16 protein-coding genes and 1 tRNA gene are annotated in these 15227 nt (G+C 38.4%); 9 read left to right on the top strand and 8 right to left on the bottom strand.

Annotated features, from left to right (window positions below):
* Positions 1-81: 81 nt before the first annotated feature.
* From F928_RS17750 to F928_RS17735, 4 genes are all read left to right on the top strand, one after another.
* The gene (locus F928_RS17750; RefSeq protein ID WP_005078590.1) at positions 82-954 is read left to right on the top strand and encodes a pirin family protein; all 873 of its coding nucleotides are present in this window, start codon (positions 82-84) and stop codon (positions 952-954) included.
* A 440-nt stretch (positions 955-1394) separates the two neighbouring features.
* Positions 1395-2693, top strand: coding sequence for an FAD-dependent oxidoreductase (locus F928_RS17745; RefSeq protein ID WP_005078588.1), 1299 nt, complete (start codon positions 1395-1397; stop codon positions 2691-2693).
* Between the two features lie 4 nt (positions 2694-2697).
* Complete coding sequence (gene chiG / locus F928_RS17740) at positions 2698-3525, top strand: SAM-dependent methyltransferase (RefSeq protein WP_016805960.1); 828 nt, start codon at positions 2698-2700, stop codon at positions 3523-3525.
* 8 nt (positions 3526-3533) lie between these two features.
* Entirely contained in the window at positions 3534-3956 is a 423-nt protein-coding gene (locus F928_RS17735) for a GFA family protein (protein ID WP_005066916.1), read from the top strand.
* A gap of 536 nt (positions 3957-4492) precedes the next feature.
* Here F928_RS17735 and F928_RS17730 read toward each other — a convergent pair.
* Positions 4493-4876 carry a hypothetical protein gene (locus F928_RS17730; protein WP_005078582.1) on the bottom strand — a complete coding sequence of 128 codons (384 nt, stop codon included), beginning with the start codon at positions 4874-4876 and terminating at the stop codon, positions 4493-4495.
* A 178-nt stretch (positions 4877-5054) separates the two neighbouring features.
* Here F928_RS17730 and F928_RS22420 point away from each other — a divergent pair, with 178 nt between their 5' ends.
* A complete protein-coding gene (locus F928_RS22420; RefSeq protein WP_119029979.1) occupies positions 5055-5183 on the top strand; it encodes a hypothetical protein in 129 nt (42 codons plus the stop codon).
* A gap of 3 nt (positions 5184-5186) precedes the next feature.
* On the opposite strand, the gene F928_RS17725 is transcribed toward F928_RS22420, so the two are convergent.
* Positions 5187-5262 (bottom strand) — tRNA-Thr (locus F928_RS17725).
* A gap of 124 nt (positions 5263-5386) precedes the next feature.
* Positions 5387-6631, bottom strand: a complete 1245-nt coding sequence (sxtP, locus tag F928_RS17720) for a multidrug efflux MFS transporter SxtP (protein ID WP_005078580.1) — start codon at positions 6629-6631, stop codon at positions 5387-5389.
* Between the two features lie 139 nt (positions 6632-6770).
* Between sxtP and sxtR the strand changes: the two genes are divergently transcribed.
* A complete protein-coding gene (sxtR, locus tag F928_RS17715) occupies positions 6771-7691 on the top strand; it encodes a multidrug efflux pump transcriptional activator SxtR (RefSeq protein ID WP_005078578.1) in 921 nt (306 codons plus the stop codon).
* Here sxtR and F928_RS17710 read toward each other — a convergent pair.
* Positions 7688-8575: a DMT family transporter gene (locus F928_RS17710; RefSeq protein WP_005078576.1), complete on the bottom strand. Its 888-nt coding sequence runs from the start codon at positions 8573-8575 to the stop codon at positions 7688-7690. The two genes, sxtR and F928_RS17710, sit on opposite strands and share 4 nt — an antisense overlap.
* Positions 8576-8804: 229 nt before the next feature.
* On the opposite strand from F928_RS17710, the gene F928_RS17705 reads away from it, so the two are divergent.
* Together F928_RS17705 and F928_RS17700 are read left to right on the top strand one after the other, a co-directional pair.
* Positions 8805-9548 (top strand): hypothetical protein, encoded by a 744-nt coding sequence (locus F928_RS17705; protein ID WP_005078574.1) that lies wholly within the window; start codon positions 8805-8807, stop codon positions 9546-9548.
* A gap of 19 nt (positions 9549-9567) precedes the next feature.
* Complete coding sequence (locus F928_RS17700; RefSeq protein WP_005078572.1) at positions 9568-9960, top strand: hypothetical protein; 393 nt, start codon at positions 9568-9570, stop codon at positions 9958-9960.
* 46 nt (positions 9961-10006) lie between these two features.
* Here F928_RS17700 and F928_RS17695 read toward each other — a convergent pair whose 3' ends face one another.
* From F928_RS17695 to F928_RS22795, 4 genes are all read right to left on the bottom strand, one after another.
* Positions 10007-11008 carry an aldo/keto reductase gene (locus F928_RS17695; RefSeq protein ID WP_005078570.1) on the bottom strand — a complete coding sequence of 334 codons (1002 nt, stop codon included), beginning with the start codon at positions 11006-11008 and terminating at the stop codon, positions 10007-10009.
* A gap of 111 nt (positions 11009-11119) precedes the next feature.
* Positions 11120-12022 (bottom strand): helix-turn-helix domain-containing protein, encoded by a 903-nt coding sequence (locus F928_RS17690; protein WP_000447715.1) that lies wholly within the window; start codon positions 12020-12022, stop codon positions 11120-11122.
* A gap of 679 nt (positions 12023-12701) precedes the next feature.
* Positions 12702-13544: an IS3 family transposase gene (locus F928_RS22800; RefSeq protein WP_230445321.1), complete on the bottom strand. Its 843-nt coding sequence runs from the start codon at positions 13542-13544 to the stop codon at positions 12702-12704.
* Positions 13545-13576: 32 nt separating this feature from the next.
* Positions 13577-14086, bottom strand: a complete 510-nt coding sequence (locus F928_RS22795; protein ID WP_002120495.1) for a helix-turn-helix domain-containing protein — start codon at positions 14084-14086, stop codon at positions 13577-13579.
* Positions 14087-14524: 438 nt separating this feature from the next.
* Between F928_RS22795 and F928_RS17675 the strand changes: the two genes are divergently transcribed.
* The gene (locus F928_RS17675; RefSeq protein WP_005078567.1) at positions 14525-15076 is read left to right on the top strand and encodes a TetR/AcrR family transcriptional regulator; all 552 of its coding nucleotides are present in this window, start codon (positions 14525-14527) and stop codon (positions 15074-15076) included.
* The last annotated feature ends 151 nt before the right edge of the window (positions 15077-15227 follow it).

Here is a 15227-nt window from a genome sequence, read left to right as displayed (position 1 = left end):
ATCCTGATCTATAAACTGCAATTATTGAGGCGTAAAATCAATACCAGTTCAAGAAAATCCTACATATATAGGAGAGATCAGATGAAGAAATTTCTTGGTGCATATCAAAATAACCACATGCATTGGGTGGGTGATGGTTTCCCTGTATATAACCTATTCTCTTATGACCGTTTAGGCCAAACCCTAAGTCCATTTTTGCTACTCGATTATGCAGCGCCTTATACATTCTCGCCAACGACTGAACAGCAAGGTGTCGGTTCGCATCCTCACCGTGGCTTTGAAACAGTGACCATCGCCTACCAAGGTGAGGTGACTCATAAAGATTCAAGCGGCGGCGGCGGAACCATTAAAACTGGTGATGTGCAATGGATGACTGCGGGTGCAGGTGTGTTGCATGAAGAGTTCCATTCTCCTGAATTTGCAGAGCACGGTGGTCTTTTTGAAATGGTGCAATTGTGGGTAAATTTACCTGCTCATTCAAAAATGACGCCTGGAAAATACCAAGCGATTGAAGCTAAAGATATTCCAGACATTGCACTAGACGAACAAGGTAGTCATTTGCGCGTGATTGCAGGTGAATATGCAGATGCAAAAGGTGCTGCAACTACATTTAGTCCATTAAATGTATGGGACGGTAAATTGGTTAAAGGCCAAAAACATACCCTCTATGTACCTGAAGGCCACACCACGCTTGTTGTGATATTAGATGGCGCGGTTGTGGTTAATGATGCAAATCGTCTGGAAGGTAAAACCGTTGCGATTTTATCTCGTGAGGGTGTTGAGTTTAGTTTAAATGCAGAAGAAGACACTAAATTTTTAGTGTTGACTGGACAACCACTCAATGAACCAATCGAAGGTTATGGTCCATTCGTCATGAATACCAAAGCTGAGATTATGGAAGCGATTAATGATTTTAATCGTGGAAAATTCGGTTCAATCATGCAAGAAGCATAAATTGCCGAATTGCATTTGAAGAACCTCTAAAAACAAAGTAATAAAAAGCCCGCTATCAAGTGTGAATAGCGGGCTTTTTCGCTGTAAAGATTCTGTTTTTATGATGGTTTTCATTGTTGTTGCGGCATTGTTTTATGTGATTTGCTTCTCATTATTATGACTTAATAATATATTAAAAAAAGATTCTTGTAAAACAAATGATATAAAAATAGTTAAATTATCTTATTTTATTTAAAAGATTTTTTTTAAATTTTCAAAAAATATAAGGTTTTATCGGCTTATCTGATTTTGTAAAAAAATATAAAAACTTGATCTGATTAGCAGCTAAATATTTTCTATATAAATTGATGCAAAAAATAAAAATCTGGTAGTTTTTAATACGGTGTTTTTTTGGGGTATGAGTGATAATCAAAAAAATTCTCGAAAAATGGGACATCATTTTGAATATCGCAATTATTGGCAGTGGAATGGCAGGTCTTGCGGCAGCAAGAATTCTGAAAGATGCAGGGCATACGATCACGATATTTGAAGCACTTCCTGGCCGGGGAATGGATAGCCATAGCATTGAGTTCGATGGTGGAATTATTGATGCACCGCTACGTGTGATGAATCCTCACTTATGGAAAAATACACTTAGCCTTGCTGCTCATTTAGGCATTAAAACTTTCCCAGTTCGTACTTATATGTCTTGTAGCTGGTTATTCGAAGATCGTACGGAAACATGGTTAACGACTTCTCGTAGCCGTATTGGTAATTTCCCGATTATCAATAACCGTAAAGGCATCCAGCAATATGGCTGGCGTCTTGTGAAAGGGATGTTGCAACTAAAAACTGCGATTCACCAGTTTTTCAAATCTAAAAATCAAGATATTACCCTCGCTGAATTTATTAATCAGAACGATATTGAAGAAGTATTCTGGCATGGTGTGGTTATGCCAGTGCTCTATACAATTTGTACGTGTAATCCAAAAACAATTGGCGATTGGCCTGCAAAAAACTTACTTGAGTTTTTACGTCACTTAACTGATGGCGACATGTTATTGCGCATGAAAGGTGGCACACCTGCATTTGTAGATAGCTTGATTAAAGGCATCGATATCCATAGCGGATCGGCAATTAAGAAAGTTGAATTACAAGGCGAAAAAGTACTGGTTGAAAACAGCCAAGGCGAACAGAACTTATTTGATCGAGTAATTGTTGCAACGCCAACGTCTAAAATCGATGAGTTTTTAAATCCTGAACAGTTTGCAGAAGATATGAACTTGCTTAAGCAATTCCGCTTTGAGCAAGGTGATCTTGTTATTCATACCGATGCGACCGTTATGCCACCACGCCGTAAGGACTGGTCAGTGCTGAGCTACATGATGGACCGTAAGTTTACGCGTCAGCAATTTACAGTTTGGATGAATGCGGTTGAGCCAACACTCGTGGGTAAAAATCCTGTATTCCAAACTTGGCGCCCAGTGGTTGATATTGACCCTAAAAAAGTTATTTCAAAAGTGACTTTAACGCGTGCGGTTGTAGACTCACAAACAGTTGCTTTAAACAAAGAATTGCAACAACGTCATTTAGACCCAAACCGTAAAGTATTTTACTGTGGTTCATGGTCGTGCGATGGCTTGCCAATTTTAGAGTCAGCAGTGACTTCTGCCATGCATATTGCTGAAATTTTAGGTGCACCTTTGCCATTTGTAGGCTTAAAACCTAAGGTGGAAGTTGCCCCAGAACTCGGCTACTAAAATTGTGAAAACAAAAGTTCGAGCAGCTCTCTCTCGATTCATTCCTCATAAATATGCAATTGATGCATCAAGCTTAGGGGATGATGGGGAGCTTGCTTGGACAAATTTGGGTTTTTGGAAAAATACCCAAAACTACCGTGAAGCTTGTCGCCAATTGGCTGACCATTTGGCACAAGCTGTCAATTTAAATTCAAAAGATCATCTCTTAGATTTAGGCTGCGGACAGGGTGCAAGTTTGTTGCACTGGTTACAGCATTATCAGCCTAAAAGCCTTAGTGCAGTAGACTTACAAGCCCAATGTGTCCATAAAATTCAAAAACTTATTCCTGAAATAAGCCAGATTTTCTGTGGTTCATTTTTAAATTTAAAACAATTTGAATTTAAACATTGCTTCGATGTGGTGTTGTGTATCGATGCCGCTTATCACAGCAATTTAAATTCATTTCTAGATTCCATCGCTCCAGTTTTAAATTCAAAAGGACGATTAGGTTTTCACTACCTAATGCGTGCCGATTCATGTCAAAACATGACCGCTCTACAAGAACAAAAGCATCGTTATTTACTCAAAGCAGCAAATGTCGCTTGGGATACTGTGCCAAATGAAAAAATGCTCAGAGCAACCTTGGAACAACAAGGTTTTGTCGATATTCAAATTGAAGATTTATCTAAGCAAGTGTTACTCGGTTTTTCGCAATATATTCAAAATCAACAAGGACAAAAGCAAAGCCGAGGATTGGCAAATTTTAAAATTCAAATGACTGCAAAGTTATGCCAACAACTCTACCAAAATGGATATGTACGTTATATTCAAATCACAGCAATAAAAAAATAGGATGAGCTATGTCAGCCAAATATCAAGGATCGTGTTTATGTGGAGCTGTGAGCTACCAAAGTGAAGCAGAGCCACGTTATAGCTTTAATTGCCATTGCCGAGATTGCCAAAAGGCCACAGGTTCAGCATATGCACCAATCGCTTTTTTTCACCAATCTGAATTGAAAGTAAGTGGTGAGCTGAAATATTTTGAGACTTTGGGATCTTCTGGCCGAGCTATTAAAAGAGCGTTTTGCCCGACGTGTGGTTCTCAGCTTTTTGGCTTACCTGAAATTGCACCTGAAATGATTTCAATACGTGCAGGTACGCTTGATGACCCGAGTCTCTATCAGCCTAGAGCAGAGGTGTTTGTGAGCCAAGCCTATGCATGGGATACGTTGAACCCAAACCTTAAACACTTTGAAAAAATGATAGAGAAGAGCAAGAAATAAAGCTTAATTAAAAAAACCAAATATTCCTAAAATAATCACTAAAGTAAGGCTACCAATAGCTAGAAATAATATAGTTTTTCTATATTTTAGCTGCGGCATTTTACTTACAATGAAAATAAGGCATGCGAGTATGAGCGCTAAGGGCTGAAAAATATTTGATGGTAAAGTAAACATCTCGTTCCTTGTTATTTTTAAATTTATTTTAGAAATAAAGTAATAAACTCATTATATCGTTTTCTTATTTAATTGACGAACAGAACTTGTTTATAAATTCATATTTTTATTTCCATGATAGATAAATCAAGTTTTAAATTTAAAAGAACCATGTACGCTTTTTCGTACATACATTCGGGAAATTGGCGTCTTTTTATGACGTGATGAATTGCCTATGATGAACTCATCAGGAACAGGAAGTTCCGAAACGTAAAACAACAATAATAAGTTTAAGCATCAGGACGTGAGGTATTACAGGAAGTGTACCTAGTAACGAAATACGAAAAAAGCCCAACAGGATGTTGGGCTTTTTTCATTTCTTATTAACGAATTTCTTTACCGCCTAGGGCTGCACAGTTAAAAGGTGTATTCCATTTCACAGCAGTACCTGTGAGTACTGGGCGAACAATACGCCAAGGCCAGAAGCCAAATCTTTGGCTTTGGTGATAATTAATTACCACATCTGCACCATATTTACGGGCAACGTTAGCTAATTTAGGTTTTACTTCTTCAAAACCACCATAGGTTCCTTTCGCGGCTTTAATACGTTTAATAGATTTATAGTGCTCTGCTGAAGGAGTACCTTCAATTAAGCAAATGGGTGGGTTTGTAGTAGTTTGAATTTGAGGTTGAGATGCAGTTTCTTGAGCATATGTTGTTAAAGGGAATGCTAGAAATAAAGCAGGTAAAATAAAGCGAAGTTTCATACTTTTCCGTATTGGTATCTTAATGAATTAAAGTTTATAAAATAGGTCTTATTTATATGACCTTATTTGGTGGCGCATTATAATCTTATCTTTTTCATATTTCTTATTTTAAAAATATATTTTTTTATAAATTAAGAACGTATATTTTTCTGTTAAAAGAATAAATTGGTTTTAGAAAATATATTTTGAAGCTCGAGTTTATAATAAAATTTTAGGTAAATACCTTCATTCAAAACAGTATGAATATACTATGACTAAAATCACAGACAACAAAAAACCCCATAAATCAAATATTCATGAGGTTTGATGATGGTGCCGGCACACGGATTCGAACTGTGGACCTACTGATTACAAGTCAGTTGCTCTACCAACTGAGCTATGCCGGCAACGTGGAGTGAATTTTACAGTTTCTTAAAAAAATTACAAGCCAAAAAATGAGCATTTAAATTTTTTCATATCATTTTTAAATTCTCATTGGGTTTAGCCTGAAAAATTTAGGGTTTCAACACATTAATGCGCTTTCGCATGTTTTGTATAAATGACTAAAAATATCCCAAGTAATGACAGTACAACAGTTAAGCCTACAATCGCACTCCAGCCACCGTGTAACCAGAACCAACCACCCGCCGAGCCGACAATACTTGAACCCATATAGTAAAACAGTAAGTAGAGCGAACTAGCATGTGCTTTAGCTTGTTTGCTTTCGGCTCCCACAGAACTACTGGTGAGTGAGTGGGTAATAAAAAAACCCGTGGTGATGAATGCAATACCAATAATAATGCCGAAAAGGGAGCTGAGTAGGGTCATGAGACTTCCCACAATCATTAAAGCAAAGCCACTCATCATCATGGTTTTTTTGCCAAAGCGATCGGCTAAGCTACCTGCCAGAGATGAAGATACCATGCCAAAGCTATACGACAAGAAAATAAGGCTAATTTGTGTTTGGCTCAGTGAATAAGGCGCGCCACTTAAGCGGAAAGTCGCGTAATTAAACAGAGTCACAAACACACTGGTGAGTAAGAACCCAATAGCAAACAGGCGTAATAATTTAGTATTGCTTAAATGAGCACGCCACATTTGCATGTGAAAGCCTAAATTAAGCCCTTTTTTCTGGACGAAATTACGCGAAGCAGGGAGTAGGTTTAAAAAGGCAATCGAACAAATAAAACAGATTGCTCCAAGTAAACCTAAGGCTGTGCGCCATGAAAAATATTCAACCAAAATACCCATACCGACACGGCCCATCATGCCACCAAAAGCCGTACCTGCAATATATAAACCCATAGTTTTACCTAGGTGCTCAGGCGAAATTTCTTCGGCAATCCAAGCCATTGTCACTGCGGGAACACCACCGAGCAGCAAACCCTCTAATGCACGTGCTATAAGCAAACTGTGCCAGTTAGGGGTAAACATCGAGACAATGTTTAAAATTGCTGCACACAGCATTGATGTAAAAATTACACCACGACGGCCAATCGCTTGTGAAAACGCGCTTGATAGCACAATCGAAATCGCTAAAAAAGCAGTCGTTAATGACAGTGCCAAAGAGCTACTCGCAGGGCTAATCTGGAAGCTTTGGCTAAATGCAGGTAAGAGTGGCTGTACACAATAAATCAGAGAGAAACTGGCAAAACCTACGAGGAATAAAGCAAATCCTGCGTGTTTATAGGCTTTAGTCCCTTTGTGAATCCACTCACGGGAAAGAACAGAAGTTGCCTCAGTACTTAAAGTACTGGGTGTAGATGAAGAACTCATATCATGACCATGACAGAAAGAAAGTGCAGTGCTTGAAGGCGTGCTGCATCGAGAAAATTCGATAAATTAAAATTAGCAATTTGAATGGTATTTTTCTAATATATTTAACAATGGGTCATGATATGTTTTATATATAGCGATGGAACTAAGACATATACGCTACTTTTTAGCGGTAGCAGAAGAAAAAAACTTTACCAAAGCTGCGCAACGCTTAAACATGAGCCAGCCGCCTTTAAGCATGCAAATACGAGACTTAGAAGAAGAGCTGGGTGCAGATTTATTTATTCGATCACCTCATGGGGTAGAACTGACCGAAGCAGGGCTTGCCTTTTTAAATGCCATTCAGCCCGTACAGCAGCGTGTAGAAGATGCAGCAAGCTTAGTTAAACAAGTGGCAAATGGCGAAGTGGGCCAATTGCGATTAGGCTTTACAGGCACTTCAATGTTGAACCCTCTCATTCCTAAATGCGTTCGCTATTTTCAGCAGCAATATCCTAAAGTGGATTTAAAGCTTGAAGAAGCCAACACCTTACTTCTCATCGATTTATTGCTTGAAGACCGTTTAGATGTCGCGATTATTCGTTCGCCACGTAATATGCCGGACAGCCTCATTCTTCAAGAATTATTAGCAGAACCACTCATTGCGGCTTTACCTTCAGAGTCTTTTCAACTCGACGATGCATCACCAGAAATTGATTTAACGGCACTGCGAGAGCTTGATTTTATTGTCTCGCCACCTTCCATTAGTGCAGGGCTTTTTGATGCGATTAAACAAGCCTGCCATGAGCGTGGCTTTGAACCGAAAATTGGACAAAATGCCCCGCAAATTGTGTCGATTTTATCGTTGGTGTCTGCAAACTTAGGTGTGTCTTTGGTGCCAGAGTCGACCAAACAATTGCAAATACAAGGCGTGGCTTATCGCTCTTTGAAAGCGCCTGTCCCTACGGTGGGTTTAGGGCTTGCTTATAAGAAACATGCCCCTTCGCAAATGGCAATTAATTTTGCCAGTGTGGTGCAAGTGGCTTGTCACCACGCCAACGAAATAGATGAAATCGACTAGTTTGATTTCGGCGCTCTGTTCATTAAAAAAATGCCTAAAATAATAAAAATCGCGCCATATAAAAACGATAAAGTCGGCTGTTCGTGAATGAAAACCCAAGCCATAAGTGCTGCAAAAATCGGTTCTGAAAGCTCAGTCACTTGTACTTTGGCTGCACTCATATAAGACAATGCTTTAGTGGTACAGAAAAAGCCGAGTATGGTTGGCAGAACAGCTAAACCAATCAAACCTAAAACAATGTCATTATTAAAATTAATGCTGTGAAAATTAATTAAAAACGGAACCGCAAGATAAACGCTACCAAACAGCAATAAATATTTAGTCAGAAACAGCCCGCCGTTTAATTTGAACTTTTTCACTAAAACCGAAAATAGGCCATAACCCGTGCCGGCAATAGAAGCATTGATCAGCATTAAAAGGCTATTTTCACCTTTCCATGAAATGATACTAATCCCCGCAACAGCCAATAATGTTCCAATAAGCGAATGAATGTAGATGCTTTCTTTTAAAATGAATCGACCAAAAAATAGGGCAGAGATGGCGGCCGAAGCCATGAGTACCACCACAACATTAGCCGCAGCACCATGGTTATAGGCAATGGTTTCGAAAAAGAATAAAGAGAAAATCCCTAAAAAAGCACATATGGCAATTTGAGTAAAAACGCTGAGTTTACTTGGTGTGCTGCTAATAAAGGCAAGCTTTTGGCTAACAGGCACTTTAAATAAAAAAACACTTAAAAAGAAAAAGGCGATAATGGTTTTTAAAAAGGCAATGTCTTGTGGGTTTAAACCACTGTGCATGAGTAATTTACTAATTACACCAATAGAGGCATTGAGTGCAGCTGCACAAAGCGCAAATAGGCTTCCAATAATTAGATTATTCACTCTTATAATTCTTCCTAAGTTTTACGCATGCAGTCTACAATATTTTTTGGATGAATATTCAACAAAAATAACCAATTAACGCTTAATATTTTCAATGATTTATTTTGAGTTGATTTAATAAATTCTTATTCAAGACTAAAGGCATTCTATAGACTTTTGTTTCAAATAATTGTGATTTAGAGCGCCAGCTCATATTATATAATTAGTTAATTATTAAAGAATTTTAAAAATGATTAAATCAATTATTACAGGCTGTGCGGTTCTTACACTTTCAGCTTTGGCGGTCACGCATGCAGAGTTTTCTTATGAACAAGAGCTACAACAAAGCTGTAATAAAGTGAAGCAATACGCGAGCTTAGGCAAGAAATTCTACGACCAAAAACAATATAAAAAAGCGCTCGAAAACTTCCAAAACCAAGCCTCTTGGACTGCTTTTTGTAAAGCCAATGAAGATGAAACCACAGTTAAATTTACTGACCGAGATATTGAAGTTGCCAACAATAACGTGGGCTTAGCCTATGCCAAATTAGGTCAACCACTTTGGGCAAGATCATGGTTTATGCTTGATGAAAAATCAAAATCTAGCCAATTTAATCTTAAGCAATTACCTACACCTAAACCCTCAAATGATTTATCAGGTGAATATGTCCGTTACTCTGGTTTTGGTGAGTGGGATCACATCACGGTAAGTCGTAAACAGGGCCAATATGCAATCAGCTATGCCGGTTTATATATGGGACTTAGAAGCTTAATTTATGGCCCAAACATGGGTGAGTTCGACACCAAAATGCCGACTAATAAAAAGCAAACGGTTTATAAAAATGAAGACTGCCGCATTCAGCTCGATTTTAAATCTAACGCGAAATTAGGAAATTATATTCAAGTTAAACAAAGCGAAGGCGAGTCGGGCTGTGGCTTTGGACATAACGTTTATGCCGATGGAACGTATTTAAAAGTTGAGTCTGGAAAATAAAAACGATAGGAACACAATAATGAAAAATATATTTGCGCCTTTACTACTTCTTTCGACGGTTATTTTTTCTGCTCACATTTATGCAGAGCCAACTAGCACATGCAAAGAAGTGAAATTCCAAAAAGCTGACGAGGCTTGGAGTGGGCACTATTATTTAAATGGCGTGATGGAAGTTGGTTCGGAACTTTTACTTCAACCAAACGGCAAGTTTCAATGGATGCTCGCTGTTGGTGCTTTAGATCAATATGCTGAAGGCACATGGTGGAAAAACGGGGACTGTATTGGTTTAAAACCAGACTCTAAATTTAAAAAGGATTTAAGCATTTTCCCTGAAAGTCTAACGATTTCTGACAAGTCCTTAGACGCGATTTGGGAAGGTGGGCGCCAGCAAGGCACATATAGCAAAGACTAAATTAAAAAAGTCCGACACTGAGTCGGACTTTTTTATGGCTTATATTTTAGTGATTCACCGCAGCAAGTTGCTGAGCGTTATAGCGCGCGCCCATGTTTGGATATCTCGCGATAATCGCTTCAATTTCTGCCAAATCTGCTGCTGTTAAATGAAGGTCAACAGCACCTGCATTTTCAACAAGTCGCTCGATTTTACGTGTACCCGGAATTGGAATAATGTCGTCACCTTGCGCCAAAATCCAAGCCAAAGCGAGTTGAGCCGCTGTCGCGTTTTTGCTTTGGGCAAAGTCGCTAAATGCTTGCGCCAAGCTTTGGTTATTTTTCCAATTGTCGCCCTGATAGCGTGGCAACTGACGACGGAAATCACTTTCGTCTAGGCTGCTCACATCAAGCGTATTGGTGATTAAACCACGCGATAGCGGAGAATACGGCACAAGGCTAATACCTAACTCGCGAATGGTTTGCAAATGGGTTTGCTCAAACTCACGAGTAAGCAATGAATATTCGTGTTGAACTGCTGCAATTGGGTGAATTGCATGCGCTTTACGAATAGTTTCAGCCGACGCTTCACTGAGTCCTAAATAACGCACTTTACCTTGTTTGACCAAGTCAGCCATTGCGCCAATAGTATCTTCAACCGGAATATTTGGGTCAATGCGGTGCGCATAATACAAATCAATCACGTCTGTATTTAAGCGTCTTAAACTGTTTTCGACCGCAACTTTAATCCACTCAGGTGAGCCGTCGATATAAGACTCTAAAGAGTTTTGTGGGTTAAGGTTGTCTTCTTTATAGCGGAAGCCAAATTTGGTCGCCAAGAATACTTTGTCGCGATGTTTTTCTAAAACTTTTGAGAGTAAAACTTCGTTTGCGCCGTTGCCGTACATGTCGGCAGTGTCCCAAAAGTTAATGCCAAGGTCTAATGCCTTTTCTAGAGTGGCAATGCTTTGTGTGTCGTCTGAGGCACCATAGGCAAAGCTCATTCCCATGCAACCTAAACCAAGTGCTGATACTTTTTCGCCTGTTTGTCCTAAAGTTCTATATTTCATTTTTCACACTCTTTTTGCAAAATCACTTGAGTAGAAAAACTATAAAATGCTTTGGTTCAAACTGACGTATAACATTCAAACCAATAATTATAAAATTCAAACAATCTGTTTTTAGGCCACACAGTCTTCGCGGAATTTTTTAGGTGAAAAGCCCGTATTTTTCTTAAAAAAGTTGGTGAAATATGCTGAATATTCAAAGCCTAAGCTATAGGCAATTTCGGAAATATTCCAACTGGTGTGTTGCAATAGTGCTTTAGCTTCTTGCGTAATACGCGAGCTAATATGCTCAGACGTGGTTTTACCTGTGGCTTCTTTTACAGCTCGGTTTAAATGGTTCACATGCACCGACAAGCCATAGGCATAGTCATTTGCTGTTTTGAGTTTCAGCTGAAAATGGGGCGAGTCGATCGGGAACTGACGCTCTAATAATTCAAAGAATAAATGGCAAATCCGAACAGCAGCATTACTATGTTTTTCAAACTGTTGGGTTGGTTGCATTTTCATGGCTTCGTGCACAATCAGGTGCAAATAGTTTCTTAAAACGTTGTATTTATGAATGTAGTCTGAATTTATTTCATTCATCATCTTTTTGAAAATAAATGAAATTTCTTCAACTTGTTGGTCATTTAAAAAATATAGCGGGTCGCCGTCGACCTTAAACAGTGGTGAGTCTTTTAAAAAGCTTTGTCTGGATTCTTGGTTTACAAACTCTTCGGTAAATAGGCAAAACCAGCCTGCCTGTTCGGGCGAATTAATTTCCCATGCGTAGGGCACCATCGGGTTTGAAAACAGCAAAGCAGGGCGGTCGACTCGTATCCAGCGGTTAGCATAGTGAAGTTCACCTGTGCCTAAAACCAGTGAAATTTTATAATAATCGCGGCGGCTATAAGGTGTCAGAAACGAGCAGGCATCGCGCTGAAACACGTTAAAATGGCCAAACGAAGTTGATGGAACCGAGTAATCGCTATCTCTAGTTAAAGAAAAGCGCCGATAAAAATCATGTATGGTTTCCATGTCTTTGCCTGCATGCGTTATCAATTTATTTAAAGTTATAAAATTCAAACTTTGTTTACTGTAGCTTTTATTTATAACGCGATCAATCGGGTCATTTAAACGGGTTTGAAAATGAACGATAAATTAATAATGAAAAAATGAGCCAATAGAAATAAAAATATTTTATAAATTAATAATATATGAACGTTGACACTTAAAAACTTGAGAATTATTCTTTGTCTGCAAACTACTCTAGGGTAGAACGATAAGGGGACACTTTCGAGTGTGCTGGTGCTGTACCCAGTCTGCTAACCCCTTTCGTTTTGCCACCATTCTATGGTAGAGCGATAAGGGGACACTTTCGAGTGTACTGGTTCTGTGTGTCCAGTCTGCTAACCTCTTTTCGTTCTGCCACCAATTTTACTATTATGATGATATCGTTAAATTTAAGTTGAAGGTCTTTTTAGCTTAAATATCTAATTGAATAAACAACAATAATTATTTAACCAATTTCTATTCAACCTTACATTGACACTCCAAAACACGCGGATTATCCTTTGCCTGCTGGCCACATTGCCAGTCGATTTTGACAGATCGATATAACACACAAGACATCAAGAAGTTCTCTTTTTGGTGGCGAACTCGTTCGTCCCCCTTCGTAGCGGTAGGGTGATCTGACCCCATAAAGTTGGACAGTTAGTTAAGCAGTTTTTAAAAACTGGTTTCTATATTGTACAGGGGATAAACCTTGTAGCTTCACCTTGATTCTCTCATGATTATAATAATGAATGTACTCTCGTATAGTTTTCTCTAACTCATCAGTTGATTGAAATTTTTCACCATGAAAGCACTCCGATTTTAATATTCCAAAGAAGCTTTCTATTACAGCATTATCTAAGCAATTTCCTTTACGAGACATACTTTGAATTAAACCATGTTGCTTTAATTGCTGTTGATAATGAGCCATTTGATATTGCCATCCTTGATCTGAATGGAGAATTGGTTTCTCATGTCGCTTAAGTTTAGCTAAAGCATGAATGAGCATATCTTTCACTAACTCATAATTGAGTTTACGTTGGATCCGGAAGGTAATAATTTCCCCATTAAATAAATCTATAATTGGTGATAGATAAAGTTTTTCACCGTTAACATTAAATTCCGTCACATCAGTTGCCCATTTCTGGTTGGGACGGTTCGCTTTAAATTGCCGTTGCATAATGTTATCGGCCACCATCCCGACACAACCACTTTTATATGAGCGATATTTTAGTGCTCTGATACGTGATTTAAGTCCCATAGTTTTCATAAGACGATATACACATTTATGGTTGATTATTATTCCTGTACTTTTCAGAGCAAGAGTAATTCTACGATAGCCATAGCATCCCTTATGCTTGTGATATATGGACTTGATCTGCTGTTTTAACTCAGTATATTTATCCTTAGAGCGTACAGCTTTCATGTGATAGAAATAAGTACTACGAGCGATCTTGGCAATACTGAGTAAGAGCTTTAATGGATAAATTTGCCTTAATTCTGAAATAACTTGAACACTGTCTGCAGTAGAAATTGAATTTAGGTACGTTGCTTCAGTTTTAAGGCTTTTAGCTTTTTTAAAAAGGCAACCTCTGCTCGTAAAGCGGTCACTTCATCAATGAGCTCCTGCTGAGATTTATCTTTGTCATCTTTTACAGACTTGGTTATTTTAGTTTTATCTTGTTTAAGCATATTGGTATAAATCCTCGTGGTATTAAACCCAGCAATCCCTTCTTTATGATACTGAGCTAGCCACCTTCTTAAAATTGACGTCCCGCTCAGATTTAACCGTCTTCTAACTTCTCTTACCGGTATCTTATCAAGAAGCATTTGTACAGCCTTGATTTTAAATTCGGAAGAGTAGTAGGTTTTTTTAGTTTTAACATTCAGGCCATCTTCACCTTGTGCCTTATAGTTTTCAATCCATAAGCGGATGGTTTGGAGATCTACATTAAATTCTTGTGAAAGGATTTTATATCCTTTACTTCCCTCTAAATAAGCTTGAATGACTTTTAATTTTAACTCTTTTGAATGCTTCGGAATTGGCATAGAGCACACCTCATAAGTTTTAAAAGTCTAACTTATGGGGTGCAGTTCAGGGCGAGGGAGGGACGCCTTGTGCGTGCTGATTCTTGTGTGTCAGTCTGTCAACCTTCTCTCGTTCTGCCACCATCATTTGACAGTGATTGGGTAGAACTCCTTTACACACAAGGAGTCCGCTCATGCGTACTATTTCATCTCTCTCATTGGCAACCATTGCCAAAATCTTTACATCTATACCCAACTGGTCTTTAAAACGGTTTAATCGACTCTAGGTTTTAAGCCATAGGTCATTACGACTAAAAAATCATAGCAACAATAAAACCTGAGATAGGCGAGCACACCTTTTTGTGCGGCTTTTGCATGCCTGTTTTTAGCGCTCAATTTAAGAGTGAAATCATTCCTATCTCTTTTATTTACAACAAAAAATTATTTTAAACGGTATACATGAAAAATTTAGAAGCTTCCTTTCGAGCGACGCGGGCGCTATACACAGCAGCAGAGTTATTTAAACAACATGGCTTTAACAAGGTCGGGGTGGACCGAATTGTTAGTGAGGCCAAAATTACCAAAGCCACTTTTTACAACTACTTTCACTCCAAAGAAAGACTGATTGAAATGTGTTTAATGGTTCAAAAGGAGCAGTTAAAAGAACAAGTGCGGGCGGTAAGCGAAGCTCGCCAATATCCAGATTTGGTTCATCAACTCAGGCAAATTTATCTGTTACATGCCGACTTAAAAGGTGCTTATTATCTGTTGTTTAAAGCGATTTTTGAAATTAAAAAGCTTTATCCAAATGCCTATCAAACTGCACTCAGATATAGGCGATGGCTTAAAAATGAAATTTTCTGGGTGCTGAGGGAATCTAAAAAGAGAGCTACCTATGAAGAGTCGGATATTTTTGTATTTATGATTGATGGCGCGATTTTTGGACTTTTAGGTTCAGATCAGGCAAAGGACAGAGACAGATTGCTTGAGTATTTTTTAAAAAGGGTTTGATGGGGAAGGCCTGACGGGAGTTGGGCTTTAGTGTAATTAAAAAGAAATTTATAAGTTTTAAATAGCAAACAGATTAAAGATAAATATTTTCGCCATACGGGAGGTTATTATTTAATTCATTAAATTTAAATAGCTCTCATCTATTATTGTT

Origin of the sequence: Acinetobacter pittii ATCC 19004 = CIP 70.29 (assembly GCF_000369045.1) — a bacterium.
Classification (GTDB): domain Bacteria; phylum Pseudomonadota; class Gammaproteobacteria; order Pseudomonadales; family Moraxellaceae; genus Acinetobacter; species Acinetobacter pittii.
Note: the sequence above shows the minus strand (reverse complement) of the source record. Positions and strands in the feature narration are given on the sequence as shown.